General features: G+C 39.2%; 15 protein-coding genes. 9 read left to right on the plus strand and 6 right to left on the minus strand.

The window, feature by feature from the left end; genetic code table 11:
• On the plus strand, window positions 1-460 hold a 460-nt coding region (locus ACT3RM_RS06130), incomplete at its 5' end, for a cytochrome c oxidase assembly factor Coa1 family protein (protein WP_441994671.1).
• 785 nt (window positions 461-1,245) lie between these two features.
• Here ACT3RM_RS06130 and ACT3RM_RS06135 read toward each other — a convergent pair.
• On the minus strand, window positions 1,246-1,899 hold the full coding sequence (locus tag ACT3RM_RS06135) for a DUF6058 family natural product biosynthesis protein (RefSeq protein ID WP_441992734.1): 654 nt from the start codon (window positions 1,897-1,899) through the stop codon (window positions 1,246-1,248).
• 160 nt (window positions 1,900-2,059) lie between these two features.
• On the opposite strand from ACT3RM_RS06135, the gene dapA reads away from it, so the two are divergent.
• The gene (gene dapA / locus ACT3RM_RS06140) at window positions 2,060-2,974 is read left to right on the plus strand and encodes a 4-hydroxy-tetrahydrodipicolinate synthase (RefSeq protein ID WP_441992733.1); all 915 of its coding nucleotides are present in this window, start codon (window positions 2,060-2,062) and stop codon (window positions 2,972-2,974) included.
• 77 nt (window positions 2,975-3,051) lie between these two features.
• On the opposite strand, the gene ACT3RM_RS06145 is transcribed toward dapA, so the two are convergent.
• The 4 genes from ACT3RM_RS06145 to ACT3RM_RS06160 are packed head-to-tail and all read right to left on the minus strand — an operon-like array spanning window position 3,052 to window position 6,565.
• Window positions 3,052-4,056 carry a BtrH N-terminal domain-containing protein gene (locus ACT3RM_RS06145; protein ID WP_441834551.1) on the minus strand — a complete coding sequence of 335 codons (1,005 nt, stop codon included), beginning with the start codon at window positions 4,054-4,056 and terminating at the stop codon, window positions 3,052-3,054.
• Between the two features lie 10 nt (window positions 4,057-4,066).
• A complete protein-coding gene (locus tag ACT3RM_RS06150; protein WP_441834552.1) occupies window positions 4,067-4,468 on the minus strand; it encodes a hypothetical protein in 402 nt (133 codons plus the stop codon).
• Window positions 4,469-4,480: 12 nt separating this feature from the next.
• A complete protein-coding gene (locus tag ACT3RM_RS06155) occupies window positions 4,481-5,635 on the minus strand; it encodes a beta-ketoacyl-ACP synthase III (RefSeq protein ID WP_441834553.1) in 1,155 nt (384 codons plus the stop codon).
• 9 nt (window positions 5,636-5,644) lie between these two features.
• Window positions 5,645-6,565, minus strand: coding sequence for a dialkylrecorsinol condensing enzyme (locus ACT3RM_RS06160; protein WP_441834554.1), 921 nt, complete (start codon window positions 6,563-6,565; stop codon window positions 5,645-5,647).
• Window positions 6,566-6,645: 80 nt separating this feature from the next.
• Between ACT3RM_RS06160 and ACT3RM_RS06165 the strand changes: the two genes are divergently transcribed.
• Window positions 6,646-7,092 carry a DUF2141 domain-containing protein gene (locus ACT3RM_RS06165; RefSeq protein ID WP_441834555.1) on the plus strand — a complete coding sequence of 149 codons (447 nt, stop codon included), beginning with the start codon at window positions 6,646-6,648 and terminating at the stop codon, window positions 7,090-7,092.
• A 47-nt stretch (window positions 7,093-7,139) separates the two neighbouring features.
• Here ACT3RM_RS06165 and ACT3RM_RS06170 read toward each other — a convergent pair whose 3' ends face one another.
• On the minus strand, window positions 7,140-7,958 hold the full coding sequence (locus tag ACT3RM_RS06170) for a hypothetical protein (protein ID WP_441834556.1): 819 nt from the start codon (window positions 7,956-7,958) through the stop codon (window positions 7,140-7,142).
• Between the two features lie 245 nt (window positions 7,959-8,203).
• Here ACT3RM_RS06170 and ACT3RM_RS06175 point away from each other — a divergent pair, with 245 nt between their 5' ends.
• Genes ACT3RM_RS06175 through ACT3RM_RS06200 form a run of 6 tightly spaced genes read left to right on the plus strand, consistent with a single transcriptional unit; the run spans window position 8,204 to window position 14,254 of the window.
• Complete coding sequence (locus tag ACT3RM_RS06175; protein WP_441834557.1) at window positions 8,204-10,237, plus strand: oxidoreductase; 2,034 nt, start codon at window positions 8,204-8,206, stop codon at window positions 10,235-10,237.
• Between the two features lie 48 nt (window positions 10,238-10,285).
• A complete protein-coding gene (locus ACT3RM_RS06180) occupies window positions 10,286-11,224 on the plus strand; it encodes an ABC transporter ATP-binding protein (RefSeq protein WP_441834558.1) in 939 nt (312 codons plus the stop codon).
• Window positions 11,218-12,381 carry an ABC transporter permease gene (locus tag ACT3RM_RS06185; protein ID WP_441992732.1) on the plus strand — a complete coding sequence of 388 codons (1,164 nt, stop codon included), beginning with the start codon at window positions 11,218-11,220 and terminating at the stop codon, window positions 12,379-12,381. The genes ACT3RM_RS06180 and ACT3RM_RS06185 overlap by 7 nt, the downstream gene beginning before the upstream one ends.
• Window positions 12,382-12,386: 5 nt before the next feature.
• Window positions 12,387-12,644 (plus strand): acyl carrier protein, encoded by a 258-nt coding sequence (locus ACT3RM_RS06190; RefSeq protein ID WP_444511347.1) that lies wholly within the window; start codon window positions 12,387-12,389, stop codon window positions 12,642-12,644.
• Window positions 12,644-13,732, plus strand: coding sequence for a beta-ketoacyl synthase N-terminal-like domain-containing protein (locus ACT3RM_RS06195; RefSeq protein ID WP_441834561.1), 1,089 nt, complete (start codon window positions 12,644-12,646; stop codon window positions 13,730-13,732). Before ACT3RM_RS06190 ends, ACT3RM_RS06195 begins: the two co-directional genes overlap by 1 nt.
• Complete coding sequence (locus ACT3RM_RS06200) at window positions 13,733-14,254, plus strand: hypothetical protein (RefSeq protein ID WP_441834562.1); 522 nt, start codon at window positions 13,733-13,735, stop codon at window positions 14,252-14,254.
• Window positions 14,255-14,273 lie beyond the last annotated feature (19 nt).

Below are 14,273 nucleotides of genomic sequence, written 5' to 3' on the forward strand. Positions count from 1 at the left end.
GATGTTTTTTATACTTGGTTTTAAAGGAAATGAATGGGCGTGGCGAAATAACAAATGGCAAAGTGTCGAACATTTTCAAAGAATCCAAAAAATGTGGCGTAATACAGGATTAATTCTATTTGTTGTTATCATGCCTTTACTTTTTGTTGGGGTTTTTAGTATTGTTGGTAGCGCGCTCAAAGGAGAGGCGTTTGATCAATCGGTGGCTATTGTATCTAAAAATGAACAGGTTATTGAGCTTGTAGGTCAGCCAATTGAAGTCGATTTCTTCGTTACTGGTGATATTCAAACATCAGGCTCACAAGGTGATATCGCGCTGCAGTACTCAATTAGCGGCCCAAAGGGTGACGCTGACATCTACTTAGAAGCTTACAAAGATCACACTTGGAAAATATACAGTCTCTATGCTTATAGTAAAGACAACAACAAAGAGATAAATCTTTTAAGGTCAGCACAATAGCTTTAGATTATACAAAGCGATATTGTTGAATGATTTTTAAATCTTTATTTAGAAAATGAGGCTAATCTAGCCTCATTTTTATATAGGTATCGCTGCTTCTTATTCCTATGTCTCTTCTTAATTGGTACTACTTAATCGATAAGTCATACTTTAGTAAAGCCGCATTAATACAGCGGGCACGCAATGTCTGTTTTTTCATGGTCTGCGCCATAGCTTAGCGCTGTTAAGTAGTTCCATTGCTTGGGGCAAGGTGGTGCGCTTATCTTGGCTCAAATGAGTTTTGGTTATAAGTTCAGTTATATAGTCAACAATAAGGCATGCAATATCAACGTTTGTGGCACAAATAGCGCATGTTTTTAAATAATTATTTTTATACGCAGCCTAGAATAAGTTAAACAAGTAAGTCTTATTACCACAATTTAAACTCCTCTTATTTATCAATTTTTAAGTTGAACTTTAAAAAGTGCCTTTTTAGTCGAGCAATAAGCGTAAAATCACTGTCAGTAATATTCCGTGTAGCGCGCTTTTAGCACACCCCCCATAGATTGCAACGACAGATAAGCCACGTTTTATTAAAGCCTAAATTGGAGTGTTAATTAAGCAATTATTTTTCGGGGGGATTACCATTTGATTTCTAAAAGGCGAAGTTTCCCCTCACCGTTACATTTACAAAGCATTGAAAAATTTATCTCAAATCTAGACAGACAGTCACCGATTAAAAAATGGGGAACTGTCAGATCAAGTCTGAACTAGTACATTTATATACAACTAGATGTTGATTAAAATCACTTTACGGATAAATCATATTTACTGACTACGTCGTCAATATAGCGATGCCGTAGGGTGTTCTTTCCTTCGTGGCCGGTGCCATGGCTTAGTGCGCGGTTAATCAGTTTTAATGCTTTATGTAGTGCTTGACGCTCTTCTTGGTCGAGCCCGATTTTGGTTCTTAGTTCTGTGATGTCGTCAATGAGAAGTTTGGCTATATCAAGTTGGACTATCTCTTCTATTAAGCCATTTTGGGTCAATACGCCATACTTGCTACACAAAAATTGTTGCCACACTTGTTGTAAGTGCTCCTCAATCTCACTGCCAAATAGATCTTCACTTATGGCAAAGCCTTGTTGTGTTAGCTTCGTAAGCTGAGAGCTATAGTGCTGAGCAAAATAGTTAAATGCTTGGCTTGAAGAGTCAACTTTATGCTTAAGTAGGTGCTGCCCCCAATTAACGCTGCCTCGTGGGTAATAATCATCATACTCTTCACACTGATATATGCCTGAGTAAGAGCTGCACTCAAGCTGACTTTGAATACAATAACTGGGTTTTGGAAATAAACTACTTTGTTGCCAGTGTAAAAGCGTTTCCTCATCTATAGCTAATGCATGGCAAAGCTCTTCTGCGGTGTAAAAGTAGGTAGCTAAAAATTTAGATAAACGCATAATGACTCAACTCACATAAAGCACTGTTAATTTATACAGTTGTTTATTTTGGACTAAGTATACTTTTTTCTCAAGTTTTTTATTTATTGCGTGTCAATACTCCCAAAATATCAACGTTTGTGGTACAAATAACGCATGTTTTTTAAAGAATAATTTTTTTATGCGCAGCCTAGAACAAATTAAACAAGCAAGTCTTATTACCGCAATTAAAACCCCTTACTTATCAACGGGTGAAATTGACCTTGCAACCTATGACTTTTTAGTCGAGCAGCAAATAGCCAGTGGTGTTGACGGTATTGTCGTGGGCGGAACCACAGGCGAAGGCCAGTTAATGAGCTGGGAAGAACACCTAATGCTGATAGCGCACAGTGTTAATAAATATTCAGATAAATTAGTGATTGTTGGCAATACTGGTAGTAACAACACGCGTGAAGCGATTAAAGCTACCGAGTATGGTTTTGCCAGTGGTATGGATGCAGCGTTGCAAATCAACCCTTATTATGGACGTACATCTATTGCTGGCGTGAAAGAGCACTTTAAGCGCCTATTAGCAATTGGCCCAGCATTTATCTACAATGTAGCAGGGCGTACAGGGCAAGATTTAACCCCTGATATTATTGAGCCGCTAGCAGAGCACGAAAATTTCATTGGCGTTAAAGAGTGCGGTGATAATGAACGTATCAAACATTATGAGCAGCAGGGTATTGCTTGCTGGTCAGGCAATGACGACGAAGCGCATGATGCACGTCATAAATACAATGCGCATGGCGTTATCTCGGTCACTTCTAACTTAATTCCTGGGTTATATCGTCAATTAATGGACACCCAAAATGATCAGCTAAACGCGTCATTACAGCCATTAATGAACTGGTTATTTTGCGAGCCTAACCCGATAGCAATTAATACCGCGTTAATAATGACCGGCGCTGTTAAATCGGTATTTAGGCTCCCTTATGTACCGCTTAGCGACGAGCAACAAGCGAAAGGCTTAGAATTAATTAATGAGCTGTCGTTAACAGACATAGTAGGTGGCACAGCGAGTGTGCTAAATAATGACTATGAACTTATCAGCTAGCTGATAATATCTAGCAGATAATCTTATACTGATAAAGTCACCGGTGGGTGACTTTTTTGTTTGGCAGATCCAAATTGTTAAACGATAGCCGCTTGTAATAACTTACTAAGTTTGGCTTCTTGCTCTGCAACCTCTTCAAGCTTGGTAGCTATATCGTCAAGGGTGACATCGCTTCGCTTTTTACAGTATTTAACGGCTTGCATAGCAAACTCACGCCATAAATCACCTACTTGCGTTGTATGCTGCGCACACTCTTTCAAAGCCGGTGTGTTAGTTTCCTCGCTTGCTTGCTCTAAAAAACTGGCATACATAAACCTAAACCCAGCACCACCCGTGCCTATTTCTTCTTGCATGCGGACAATATGGGCTAAGTAAAGGCGTGCATACTTAGGTGATTTTTTATCAAGTTGGCGTATTTGCTTTGCCATATGGCGGATGCCTTTTAAACCAAAATAAGGCAATACTAAACCATTCATCATTTTAGCTGTTTTTTTAATCGCAGGCTTAATTACTTGCGCTAAGTTTGTTTGTGGTGGTACTGAGCGAATAACGTACATTAAGCCTTTTGCTGCTAAGGCGCCTTTTGCAAAACGAGCATTTTTTAAATCATCGTACGGACAAGTAACAGGGTGTTCAAATACTGGATCGCTAATTAAGTAATCCCCTTGTGCCGTTTTACCGTAAACAATGAGGTTATGGGCATTAAAATGAAAACGCATATCTTCAGGAAAATACGGTAACCAATACACAGAGCTTTGCAAGCCAACCAAATTACCTTTGGCAAGTTCGTCATCAAGCGCGCGCATACCGGCATCTGGATTTGAAAATTTACGGCTTTGCAGTTCAATATTGAGCTTTTTGCAGACCTTTTTAATAATGGTTTTTGGTGGCATACGGTAAGCGATTAATGGCATTCCATTTATTTTTACAAACGGTAAATAAGCAAAAGTAAGGGCTGAGGCAAGGCCGAATGCCATCGGCTCACTCATCGGGATACCTTTACTTTGTAATAAAGTGGCTATTACACCAGTTTCACAATGTGAAGATTGTTGATGGTTTATGGCTAAAATAATGTCTGGCATGAAAGGTTCGTTATTTTGAAGGCAATGAAAAAAGTGCGTCACGACTCATTTTGAGTGCGTCGCAATATCGGTTAATTTTTTTATCGGATAATCTATTAAAGATCGCTGGACGTAAATGGCGTTTGACTTGCCACTGAAAAAAGCCACTGGCACCAGCAAGTGTGGGAATATCAAAACGCCGAGCTAACATATGGTAGGCCAATGGTGATACTTCACCAAGTAGTGCTTGTTCAAGCGCCTCGTTGGCTTGTTGGTTTAAATCGTCAACAGCTAACTGGGTTGCAAAACTTTCGACATCCCATCCTGATGACTTTACGCCTTGGTAATGGCCGCTGTCATCAACGGCATACACAAGCTTGTTTTGGCCTTGGTAACTTTTACTATTATCTTGCGGTACTTCTTGTTTTTTCATAGCGTACTCAGGCTATTTGCCAACGACAGATAACTGCATAAAGGCACTTGAAAATCGTCCGCTTTCGGGTACGTAACACAGTAATTTTTGGCCATCGGTTAATTTCCCCGATTTAAATAACTCATCAAGCATAATGAAGATAGAAGCGGAGCCGGTATTGCCTTTTTCAGTTAAGTTGGTAAACCATCTCTCAAATGGTATTTCAAAGTCGATGTTACTTAAACCTTCAAATAACCGTTCCCGAAAATACCCAGACGAATAATGAGGTAAAAAGAAATCATAATCGCTGGGGGTAATGTCACGTTTTTTTATTATTTTACTCAGAGCATCTTCAACTGTGTATTTAACAATATTCTCGTTAAGCAGCTTTACGTCTTGCTTTACTGATAAGATTGATTGTTGTTCGCGCGTTTGTGAGTCATAGCGTGTCCAACTTTTTAGCTCGCCATCAATTTTTTCAGCGCCAGCATACATACAGGCTTCTAGTTGATCAGCATAGGAAGTAATGTCTATCCAATCAATGCTTAAAGACAGGCCCGTTTCATTGGCTTTATTACTTAATAACGCAGCGCCAGCACCATCTGAAAGCATCCAACGTAGGAAGTCTTTCTCAAAAGCAATCTCGGGTTTTTGGTTTAGCATTTCTACTTTGTGTTCGCTTTCAGCACTAAAGTTGCGTGAATGCATAACGTTTGACGCAAGCTCACTGGCAACCACCGCGCTGTGCTGACTTTCGCCTGCTTTAACATTTAAGTAAGCGTACTTAAGCGCGGTCATACCGCATAAGCAAATACCTGCGGTTGATATTACTTCAAGGCTGGGGTTTTTAAGTTCGCCATGAACCATTACACCGTGATTAGGCATAATTTGATCAGCCATAGATGTGCTTGCCACCAAACAGTCTAATTGACTTAGCTGCGTGCTATTTGCAGTAAATAAGCCACGCACAGCATCAGCAGCTAATGAAGCGTTCGTGTAATTATACTCGCCAGTCTGTGGATCAATTGCGTAGTAACGGTTCTTAATTTGGTTACTACGCAATATGACAGGCTTTGCTCGAGAGCGTTGCCCACCAACTTCACCTAGTACGACTTCCATTTCTTTATTACTTACAGGGTTGTTAGGTAGCACAGCATGTAAGTTGTTTATGTATACAGCATTTTCCATAACGTAAAACTACTCTCCAGATGGCTCAGCAAAATAAGCTTTTTGCTTAGCTATTCTTTTTTTAGTTAAGGGGGCAATCAATTTTTTTATTATCGCAGTAATAGGTACCACGGTAATAATTAAGGTCAGCAAAAATAGCACATAGAGCAATAGCCCACAACTACGGCGTGTAGAATGTATTGGGCCAAGTGTGGTGAGGATTTTACTCCAAATCCTAAAGCTATGTTGGCCAACCCGTTCGCTTGCAATAAACTTTTCATTTATCTTCACAGCCCCTAGTCCCTTCAATACAGATTGCTGTAAGGTTTGTGACGGCTGTAAATCCATGAGTGCTTTTTTTATTGCAATACCAAAGCGACTGGCTGCTTTTATTTCATGATCTGCGACACCCGCTGCAGGCACCCATGAGACGGGTTTCTTTTTACCAGAAAACATCCAAAGCGGAGTCGCTAAAAAGCTGAAACCGGTACCACATTCATCACTGAGTACCACATTATCAATCAATTTAGCATTAACGTTTTTCAGCAATCGTTTCATTTTTTCTTGCGCGCTTAGCCACATACCACGACAACCTATGACAGTAATAACAGGTTTATTATTGAGTAGCTTAGTTGCTTGTTCAGATTGCATGAACGAAGATATGGGTAATGAAGGAGATAAAAACCAAACTTGATAAGTTAAGATGATTAAGTCGTAATCGTCATGGGTTGTTTTTACAAGATCCATTGGTTGCGGCGTCATTTTTACGCATTCGGGGAAAATATGGAAAAAGGTTAAAAACGGCCACGGAAATGGGTATGGTTCACTCGGTTTTAAATTTAGATAATCAACCGTAATATCACCCTGCGCTTGCAGCGGCGCAACAATTGAATTTGCAATTTTAGTGAGTTGACCCGTTTGTGAATAATGAATAACCAGGACTTTGCGCATCCTTTACCTTTTCTAACTTCCTAAAAGTCCGCTATTATACCTCTATTTCAGCACTCAAACCATTAACGAAGGAGTAGATTATGAAAAAAAGAGTGATACTTACAGCAGTACTGTTATTTCACAGCTGTCTAAGCGCTGCGGGGGCTACTGAAACGCTAAATATATCGTTTGCTAAATTTAAACAGGTTGAAGGCGTTTTACACTTTCAGGTACTTGATTGTGCAAATGCTCAGCTGAAGTGGGAACAATTACCAGTACTGACAGTTAAGCAAGTTGATATAACAGAAAATGTGGTACGTCAGAGTGTGAGCAATCTATCTCAAGGAACTTATTGTGTACGTTTTTTTCAAGACTTAAATGGTAATGGAGCATTAGATTTAGCTGCTAATACAGTACCTAAAGAGCCCGTTGGCTTTTCAAATAACCCTAACTTAATGTTTGGTCAACCAGCGCCAGAAGATAGTGTGTTTGAGTTGGTTGATAGTATGGATATTAAAATAAAAGTGAATAATAAAAAACGCCGTTGATAAGTTTATACCTGATAAATATAACGGCGCTATGAATTTTTATAGTTTTATAAAAACTGTTTTTTAACTTTTGCTAGATCAACATTACCTGACTGGTAATAAGGACCCTTACCGTCTATTTCATCTGGGCAATGTTTACGCACTGCACGAATGGGGCTATTTTCTTCGGCATCTTCAATTAATGTTTTATAACGGCCGTTTTTATCTGTTGCTAGCCCCTTACAAATCCAAGCCAAGGTGTCATATTTATGCTGTTCTTTGGTTTTGTAATTTTGCGCAAAATATTCGGCAAGTGTATCGCCAATTTGCTGAGTTGGGATTCCACTTGATGTTGTTTTTTGCGCAATTAATTTGATTTCAATTAAGTTGCCACTCGCAATATCATATAAGTCTTTATCGTTACCGCTAAGTGCTGGTGCATTAGATGAATTAGTGCCTTTTAGGCTTACTAAATCAATTGCTCCAGGGACGTATTGGGCTTGTTGTGTTGAAGGAAGTTGTTTTAATGATTTTTTAGCATACTTACGAATTTTTTTATGGGCATCACTTTCTACAATTGTTGATAATAACTCGCGATAGCGAGCGCTGCCAGTTTCTCCTAATGCACGACATGCCCAAGCAATCGTGTCTAGCTTATAATCAGGTGCATTTTGGTAATTTTGAACAACATACTCAGCAACAAGATCTAATACTTCTGAGTTTGATGTGTTATTTGCCACAATAGATTGAGCCGCTTTTTTTATTTCACTGATGTTGCCCGATGCAAGTCGGTCGTAATCACGTTGTTCAGGTGTAGTAAGTGCAAATGCAGAACTTGAAAGAGCCATTAGGCTGATGCCTAGAATTAATGGTTTGAGTGAGTACATAATCATTCCTTGTATAATTTTAAAAGTAGCGAATATTTTTAATTAAAACATTTTGTTATCAAATATTTCACTAATCATAGTACCGTGCCGGTTAGACAACAAGCACAAATTGTTTAACTTTGTTCATAAGAAAAGCTAAATGCGCATATCATGCAAAAGCCCCGCTAAAAACGCACGGTAAGCTTTGCAGTCATAATTAAAGCTTGCTACTCTAGCGCGGTTTTGTTCACTGTTTTGTTGCTTGTATGTCATTTAGTCGGTTGTTTACCTCTTTTAATCTAGGCTCTACTACACTTAAAAACCGTGTGGTGATGGGTTCTATGCATACAAACTTAGAAGAGTTACCCCAAGGTTTTGAGCGTTTAGCCGCATTTTATGGCGAGCGCGCAAAAGGTCAAGTGGGGTTGATTATTACCGGCGGAATATCGCCAAACGCAGAAGGTATTTTGGCACCTAACCGAAGTGTTCTTGATTCTCAGCGTGGTGTAGAACAACATAAACTTATTACTGGTGAAGTAAAAAAACACGGCGCTAAAATTTGCATGCAAATATTGCATGCAGGGCGTTATGGTTTTCATCGTGATCAAGTCGCCCCCTCTGCTATACAAGCGCCAATCAGCCCTTATACACCAAAAGAGTTAACCGCAGAGCAAATTGAAAAACAAATTACTGATTTTGTTAAGTGTGCCCGCCTTGCTAAGCAAGCAGGGTACGATGGTGTTGAAATTATGGGGTCAGAAGGTTATTTAATAAACCAGTTTATAGTCAAAGCCACCAATAAACGCGCTGATGAGTGGGGGGGATGCTATGAAAACCGTATCCGTTTTGCAATAGAAATTGTGAAGCAGGTACGTCTGGCTCTTGGCGTTGATTTTATTTTAATATTTAGATTATCGTTACTCGATTTAGTCGCTGATGGCAGTACCTTTGATGAAGTACTTCAATTGGCACATGGCCTTGAAAAAGCGGGCGTGGATATGCTTAATTCAGGTATTGGCTGGCATGAGTCGCGTATTCCTACAATTGCTACCAGTGTGCCAAGAGCCTTGTTTTCATCATTAAGTCAACGCTTAAAAGCGGCAGTTTCGGTGCCTGTTATAACGAGTAATCGCATAAATACACCTGAGGTTGCTGAGCAGCTATTAAAAGATGAGCATGCTGACTTTATTTCTATGGCTCGGCCATTTTTAGCTGATAGTCAATTTGCTGCTAAAGCACTATCAAATAGCAGCGAGCAAATAAATACGTGTATCGCTTGTAACCAAGCCTGCTTAGACAATATTTTTGTAAATCTACCGGCCTCGTGTATCGTTAATCCGCGGGCTTGCAATGAAACATTAATGCCAAGGCTTAGCGCAAACAGTGTAAAAAACATCGCGATAGTTGGCGGTGGCGCAGCAGGTATGGCATGTGCAATTTATGCCGCTGAGCGAGGCCACTTAGTTACTTTGTTTGAAAAGAGTGGTCAATTAGGCGGGCAGTTGTTGTTAGCTGCAAATGTACCGGGTAAGGAAGAGTTTAAAGAAACACTGCGTTATTTTAATAGCCGGTTGGTAAGTCTTGATGTATGTATAAAGCTGCAAACAAATACAAATATAGCTGCGTTAACTCAATTTGATCACTGCATTATTGCCACAGGCGTGAAAGGCATAACCCCTGATATAAATGGTGTTGAACGGACGAATGTAGTTGGTTATCAACAAGTATTAAATGGTGACGTATCAATTGATGGTACAGTTGCCATAATTGGCGCTGGTGGTATTGGTTTTGATGTTGCAACATTTATAACGAATGACAAAGCACAACAAAATCAGCAACAAAAAAGAAACAGTGTGAATGATACTTTTACAGACCAGTGGGGAATCGACTTAAGCGCGTCAGTCCCTGGTGGGGTGAAAGCTAAAGCTGTGAAAGCTGTTACAAACGAAGTCTATTTGTTACAACGCAAGCTGCGTAAACACGGCGCTGATTTGGGTAAAACTACAGGTTGGATACACCGCGAACATTTAAAACATCAAGCGGTGAAAATGTTGTCTGCTGTCAACTATCAAAAAATAGACGAGCAAGGTTTACATATAAAGGTGCGAGATAGACCTAAGCTGCTAGATGTAAATCATATTGTTATTTGTAGTGGCCAACAGTCAGTAATGCCAGATTATCATCAGCAAATTACTGAATTATCAATACCTGTGAGTTATATTGGTGGCGCGTTGAATGCAGAAAAGCTAAATTTACAGCGTGCTATAGGTGAGGCATTTACCCTTGCTCAGAACTTATAGGCTAACGATGACTATAACAAGGAAGATATCAATGAGGCAGGCAGTATTATGGCGACAGTAGCTTCAGTTATGCTGGCACTTGAGCAAGTCTGTTTTGGCTATAAAAATAGCCAAAACTTGAATATAGATACAGTGTCGCTAACTTTGAAAAAAGGCAGCTGTACAGCTATTTTAGGGCCTAATGGTGCAGGTAAATCAACACTTATTTCTTTAATGACAGGTTTACTTGAGCCACAAGCAGGGCGCCTAGCCTACCCTTCTTACCCATTACTTACGACAAAACAAGCTATCGCACAAAAAGTGGCGTTAGTGCCGCAAGACTTCGCTTTTTATAATGAACTGAGTGTTTACGATAATTTAGCTTTTTTTGTGTCAATTAGTGAAAAAAATCGCCGATTGCATAGCCAGTATATTGATTCTGCAATAAGTTCATGCAGCCTTGAAACGGTAGCGAATAAAAGGGCTGGAACGTTATCGGGTGGCTTTAAACGTCGTTTAAATATTGCAATAGCGCTGAGTAAACAGCCTGACATTATCTTTTTAGATGAACCTACGGTTGGCATTGATCCCCTTTCAAGGGATGCTATTATCGCCTTATTACTTGAGCTTAAATGCCAAGGTAAAACCTTAGTGTATACCTCTCACTTATTACACGAAGTTGGGCAGTTATGTGACGATGTATTATTTTTACGTAATGGTAAAGTCGTTGCCAATGAACAAATTAAAAAAACGTCCTTATCGCTAAGTTTCATCACGTTTAATAAGTTATCAGCAAATCAAACGGCACTTTTTGGTGAGCAACTTGATAGCTTGTCAATTAACGCCTTGGCACAGAATCAGTATCAAATAACTGTCAGTGATAGCATGCAACTGAGCGTTCTGTTTTCAGCACTTAGTCAACTAAGCCATGAAATTAAAGAACTTAGGTTTTCAGACAGCCATATTGAGCAACTTTATCGCTCGTTGTTTCTGGAGCTGGAATGTTAATTCACACCCTTAAAAAAGAAGCACGTTTAATTGCCAATGACCTGCATAGCTTAGCTGTACTGTTATTGATGCCAGTAGTATTTATGGTGATCATGACGATGGCAAGTAGCCAATCACAGCAAACTATCCAGGAAAATTTACAGCTTACAATTAAAGGGATGAATCATAGTGAGCACAGCCAAGTTATTGCTAAATTACTGCAGGCTCAAGGCTTTAGTATAAGCAACCAAACGCACCTTGATGAGCCAACCAGCAGCTTAACGATCACCCCACATTTTGATCAGCAAGTTTTAATGCGACAAGGCACTAGTCAGTTACAGCTTATTATTAATGATGAACTTGCCCCGCAAACACGACTACTGATGCGTGAAAAAATAAAAGCTAGTTTGGCGCAACTAAAGTTGTATTTATACATGCTAGATACCGGAGATTTAGATGCCGATTTAGTACTGGATGAACAAATAAAATTAGTTACTGCGGCATCCGATGTTGATTATTTACTTGCCAAAGCACCTGAAAAAGCATTACACAATCCTGCGCTTAATAGTGTGCCTGCATGGTGGGTATTTGGTATTTACTTTATTGTATTACCTATTTCACTTACTTTCATTAATGAGCGCAATAATGGCACGTTAGTACGGCTTAAAACATACCCTATTAGTATGGCGCGTTACTTTTATAATAAAGCCTGCGCTTACGTGTTAGTTAGTTTACTACAAACAGGTTTGCTAGCATTGATTGGCTGTATAGTTATACCTTATTGTTTAGACTTACCTTTATTGCCACTACATAGTTTGCCTTATAGCCTATTTACTTTTATTACAGTGAGTTTTGCTGCCATTGCATTTGCATTATTATTGGCAAGTTTAGTGTCAAGCTACGAGCAAGCAATTGTTGTGGGTGGAGGAGTAAATATTATTTTAGCTGCGTTGAGCGGTTTTATGGTGCCTCTTGAAATTATGCCCGCTAACTTGGCTATTCTTGCTGAAGGTTCGCCTATGTATTGGTCTGCACAGTTATTAAGGCAATTGATGAATGAATCTATTGAACACAGCTTTTGGCAACATAGCGCATTACTATGGGGATTTTCATTGTTATGTTTTGCTGCCGCATTATGGACATTTAATAAAAAAATGAGGAATTTGACATGGAGCTAGCCGAAATGAAATTACAATTAAAGCAGCTGATTATCACTGAGTGTGACAAAGAAGATGATTTTGCACCAGAAGACATTATTGACTCAGAGCCATTATTTGGTAGTAAATCAAGAATCAATTTAGACTCACTGGATGCATTACAATTGTCATTAGTTTTAAAAGAGCATTTTGGCATTAAGGTCGAAGGCTCTAAAGAAACGCGTAAACACTTACAATCAATTGATACAATTGTTGATTTTATCGTTAATGAGCGAGCTAAGTAATGACGTTACGGGATGTATATTTAAATGCCAGTGAAGTCATGTGCGCACCTTTAGCCATCAGCAAAAACAACCATGTGATGACTGCTGAGGGCGATTCTGTAACGTTTAAATCATTCCAAGACGATATTGACAGTAGTAACTTTTCTGGCATTTTAGATTATTTTGATGCTTTATTACTGCCGCTTTTTAATAAACTGCAATTAACTGAGGCAGAACGTGCACAAACAAATCTTTTTCTCGGATCTACATCATTAGATATTAGTGCTGTTGATGTCGGTGAAGAGAATGAGTTATGGCTCTCAACTACAGACAAAATTAGTGAAGCTTTGGTTGAGCGTTATGGTTTGAATGAGCTGGAATTTACTTTTAGCACCGCTTGTACTGCCAGTGCTAATGCATGTTTATATGCCACACGTTTAATAGCCCAAAACAAAATAAACAACGCGTTGGTGATTGGCTGTGAATTTTATAACCCTCTGACTGTTGAGGGGTTTAAATCGCTCGACTTAATTAGCCAAAAAGGACTTACAGCATTTGCTAAACAGCGTTCTGGCTTGGTGCTTGGCGAAGGGCTTGCAGCATTATACTTATCAGCTTCAGCACAAACGCAATGCCAATTAAAAATACTCGGCGGGGCATCCGCATGTGATACATATAGCTTAACAATGACACAAGAAGATGGCAGTCATATTGCAAAAGTGATTACGGATGCATTATTACAAACAAAGATCACAGTCGAGCAGATAGACTTAATTAAGGTTCACGGCACAGCGACACTTGGTAATGATGATGCAGAGTGTAATGCATTACGAACTTTATTTTCTGAAAAAAAACCACCCATTATTGCTTTCAAACCATTTACCGGGCATACGCTTGGTGCATGTGGTGCAATTGAAATTGCATTGTTTGCTCAGTGCTTAGAACAAAAAAATTATGTATTGCCTGAGTACACTAAAAATAGTGATGAGTTAATGTGGCCGTTTTATCAAAAAAGTGATTTCACAGACGTTGATACACTTTTGTTCAATTACTTTGGGTTTGGCGGTAACAATGCTGCGTTAGTGTTGCAGCGTTATAAGGGGTTATAAATGAAAGAGCTTGCAAGTAGTTTAGTAAGTATTGATAAGTCCCAAGATATAAAAAGCCTTAGGCTCCTTATAAAACAAGAAACGGCTTTACCCGTTCGTAGAATGGATACCTTTACATTAATTGCTTTATTGGCCGTGTATAGAGCGAAGGGAAATTTAACATTAAGTAAGTCTTGCGGTTTATATAGCTGCGCTGATTATTTTTCAAGTGAGCTTATGCAGTCAATGCTAATTGATGTAAAAAATAAAAACGCTATTAAGCCACTTAGTTTTGTAGCAAGTGTTGGCAATGCTGCTAATTACTATCTTGCAAGTGCTTATTCAATTACGGGTCCAAATGTATTTTTAGGTAGTAGTAAAGACGCAATGACGAAAAACCAGTTCTTAGCACAAACTGATATGGACGCAGAAATCGTCGATCAAGCAATCATGTTGGAGTGGCAAGAAGATGCAAAAAAGCGTCAATGTAAGGTTAAAATAATAGCAAGTGATGGTTTTTTCAGCGAACGTGGGGGCAAGTGAGGGTTTTTCTTGAATCAAC

This window comes from Pseudoalteromonas sp. AOP7-A1-14, assembly GCF_052376275.1.
Lineage (GTDB): Bacteria > Pseudomonadota > Gammaproteobacteria > Enterobacterales > Alteromonadaceae > Pseudoalteromonas.

Coding starts and splice junctions, on each gene's coding strand:
- ACT3RM_RS06160 (WP_441834554.1), bottom strand. CDS start 6,565: ATGCGCAAAGTCCTGGTTATTCATTATTCACAAACGGGTCAACTCACT.
- ACT3RM_RS06135 (WP_441992734.1), bottom strand. CDS start 1,899: ATGCGTTTATCTAAATTTTTAGCTACCTACTTTTACACCGCAGAAGAG.
- ACT3RM_RS06155 (WP_441834553.1), bottom strand. CDS start 5,635: ATGGAAAATGCTGTATACATAAACAACTTACATGCTGTGCTACCTAAC.
- ACT3RM_RS06200 (WP_441834562.1), top strand. CDS start 13,733: ATGAAAGAGCTTGCAAGTAGTTTAGTAAGTATTGATAAGTCCCAAGAT.
- ACT3RM_RS06175 (WP_441834557.1), top strand. CDS start 8,204: ATGTCATTTAGTCGGTTGTTTACCTCTTTTAATCTAGGCTCTACTACA.
- dapA (WP_441992733.1), top strand. CDS start 2,060: ATGCGCAGCCTAGAACAAATTAAACAAGCAAGTCTTATTACCGCAATT.
- ACT3RM_RS06185 (WP_441992732.1), top strand. CDS start 11,218: ATGTTAATTCACACCCTTAAAAAAGAAGCACGTTTAATTGCCAATGAC.
- ACT3RM_RS06180 (WP_441834558.1), top strand. CDS start 10,286: ATGGCGACAGTAGCTTCAGTTATGCTGGCACTTGAGCAAGTCTGTTTT.
- ACT3RM_RS06165 (WP_441834555.1), top strand. CDS start 6,646: ATGAAAAAAAGAGTGATACTTACAGCAGTACTGTTATTTCACAGCTGT.
- ACT3RM_RS06190 (WP_444511347.1), top strand. CDS start 12,387: ATGAAATTACAATTAAAGCAGCTGATTATCACTGAGTGTGACAAAGAA.
- ACT3RM_RS06150 (WP_441834552.1), bottom strand. CDS start 4,468: ATGAAAAAACAAGAAGTACCGCAAGATAATAGTAAAAGTTACCAAGGC.
- ACT3RM_RS06170 (WP_441834556.1), bottom strand. CDS start 7,958: ATGTACTCACTCAAACCATTAATTCTAGGCATCAGCCTAATGGCTCTT.
- ACT3RM_RS06145 (WP_441834551.1), bottom strand. CDS start 4,056: ATGCCAGACATTATTTTAGCCATAAACCATCAACAATCTTCACATTGT.
- ACT3RM_RS06195 (WP_441834561.1), top strand. CDS start 12,644: ATGACGTTACGGGATGTATATTTAAATGCCAGTGAAGTCATGTGCGCA.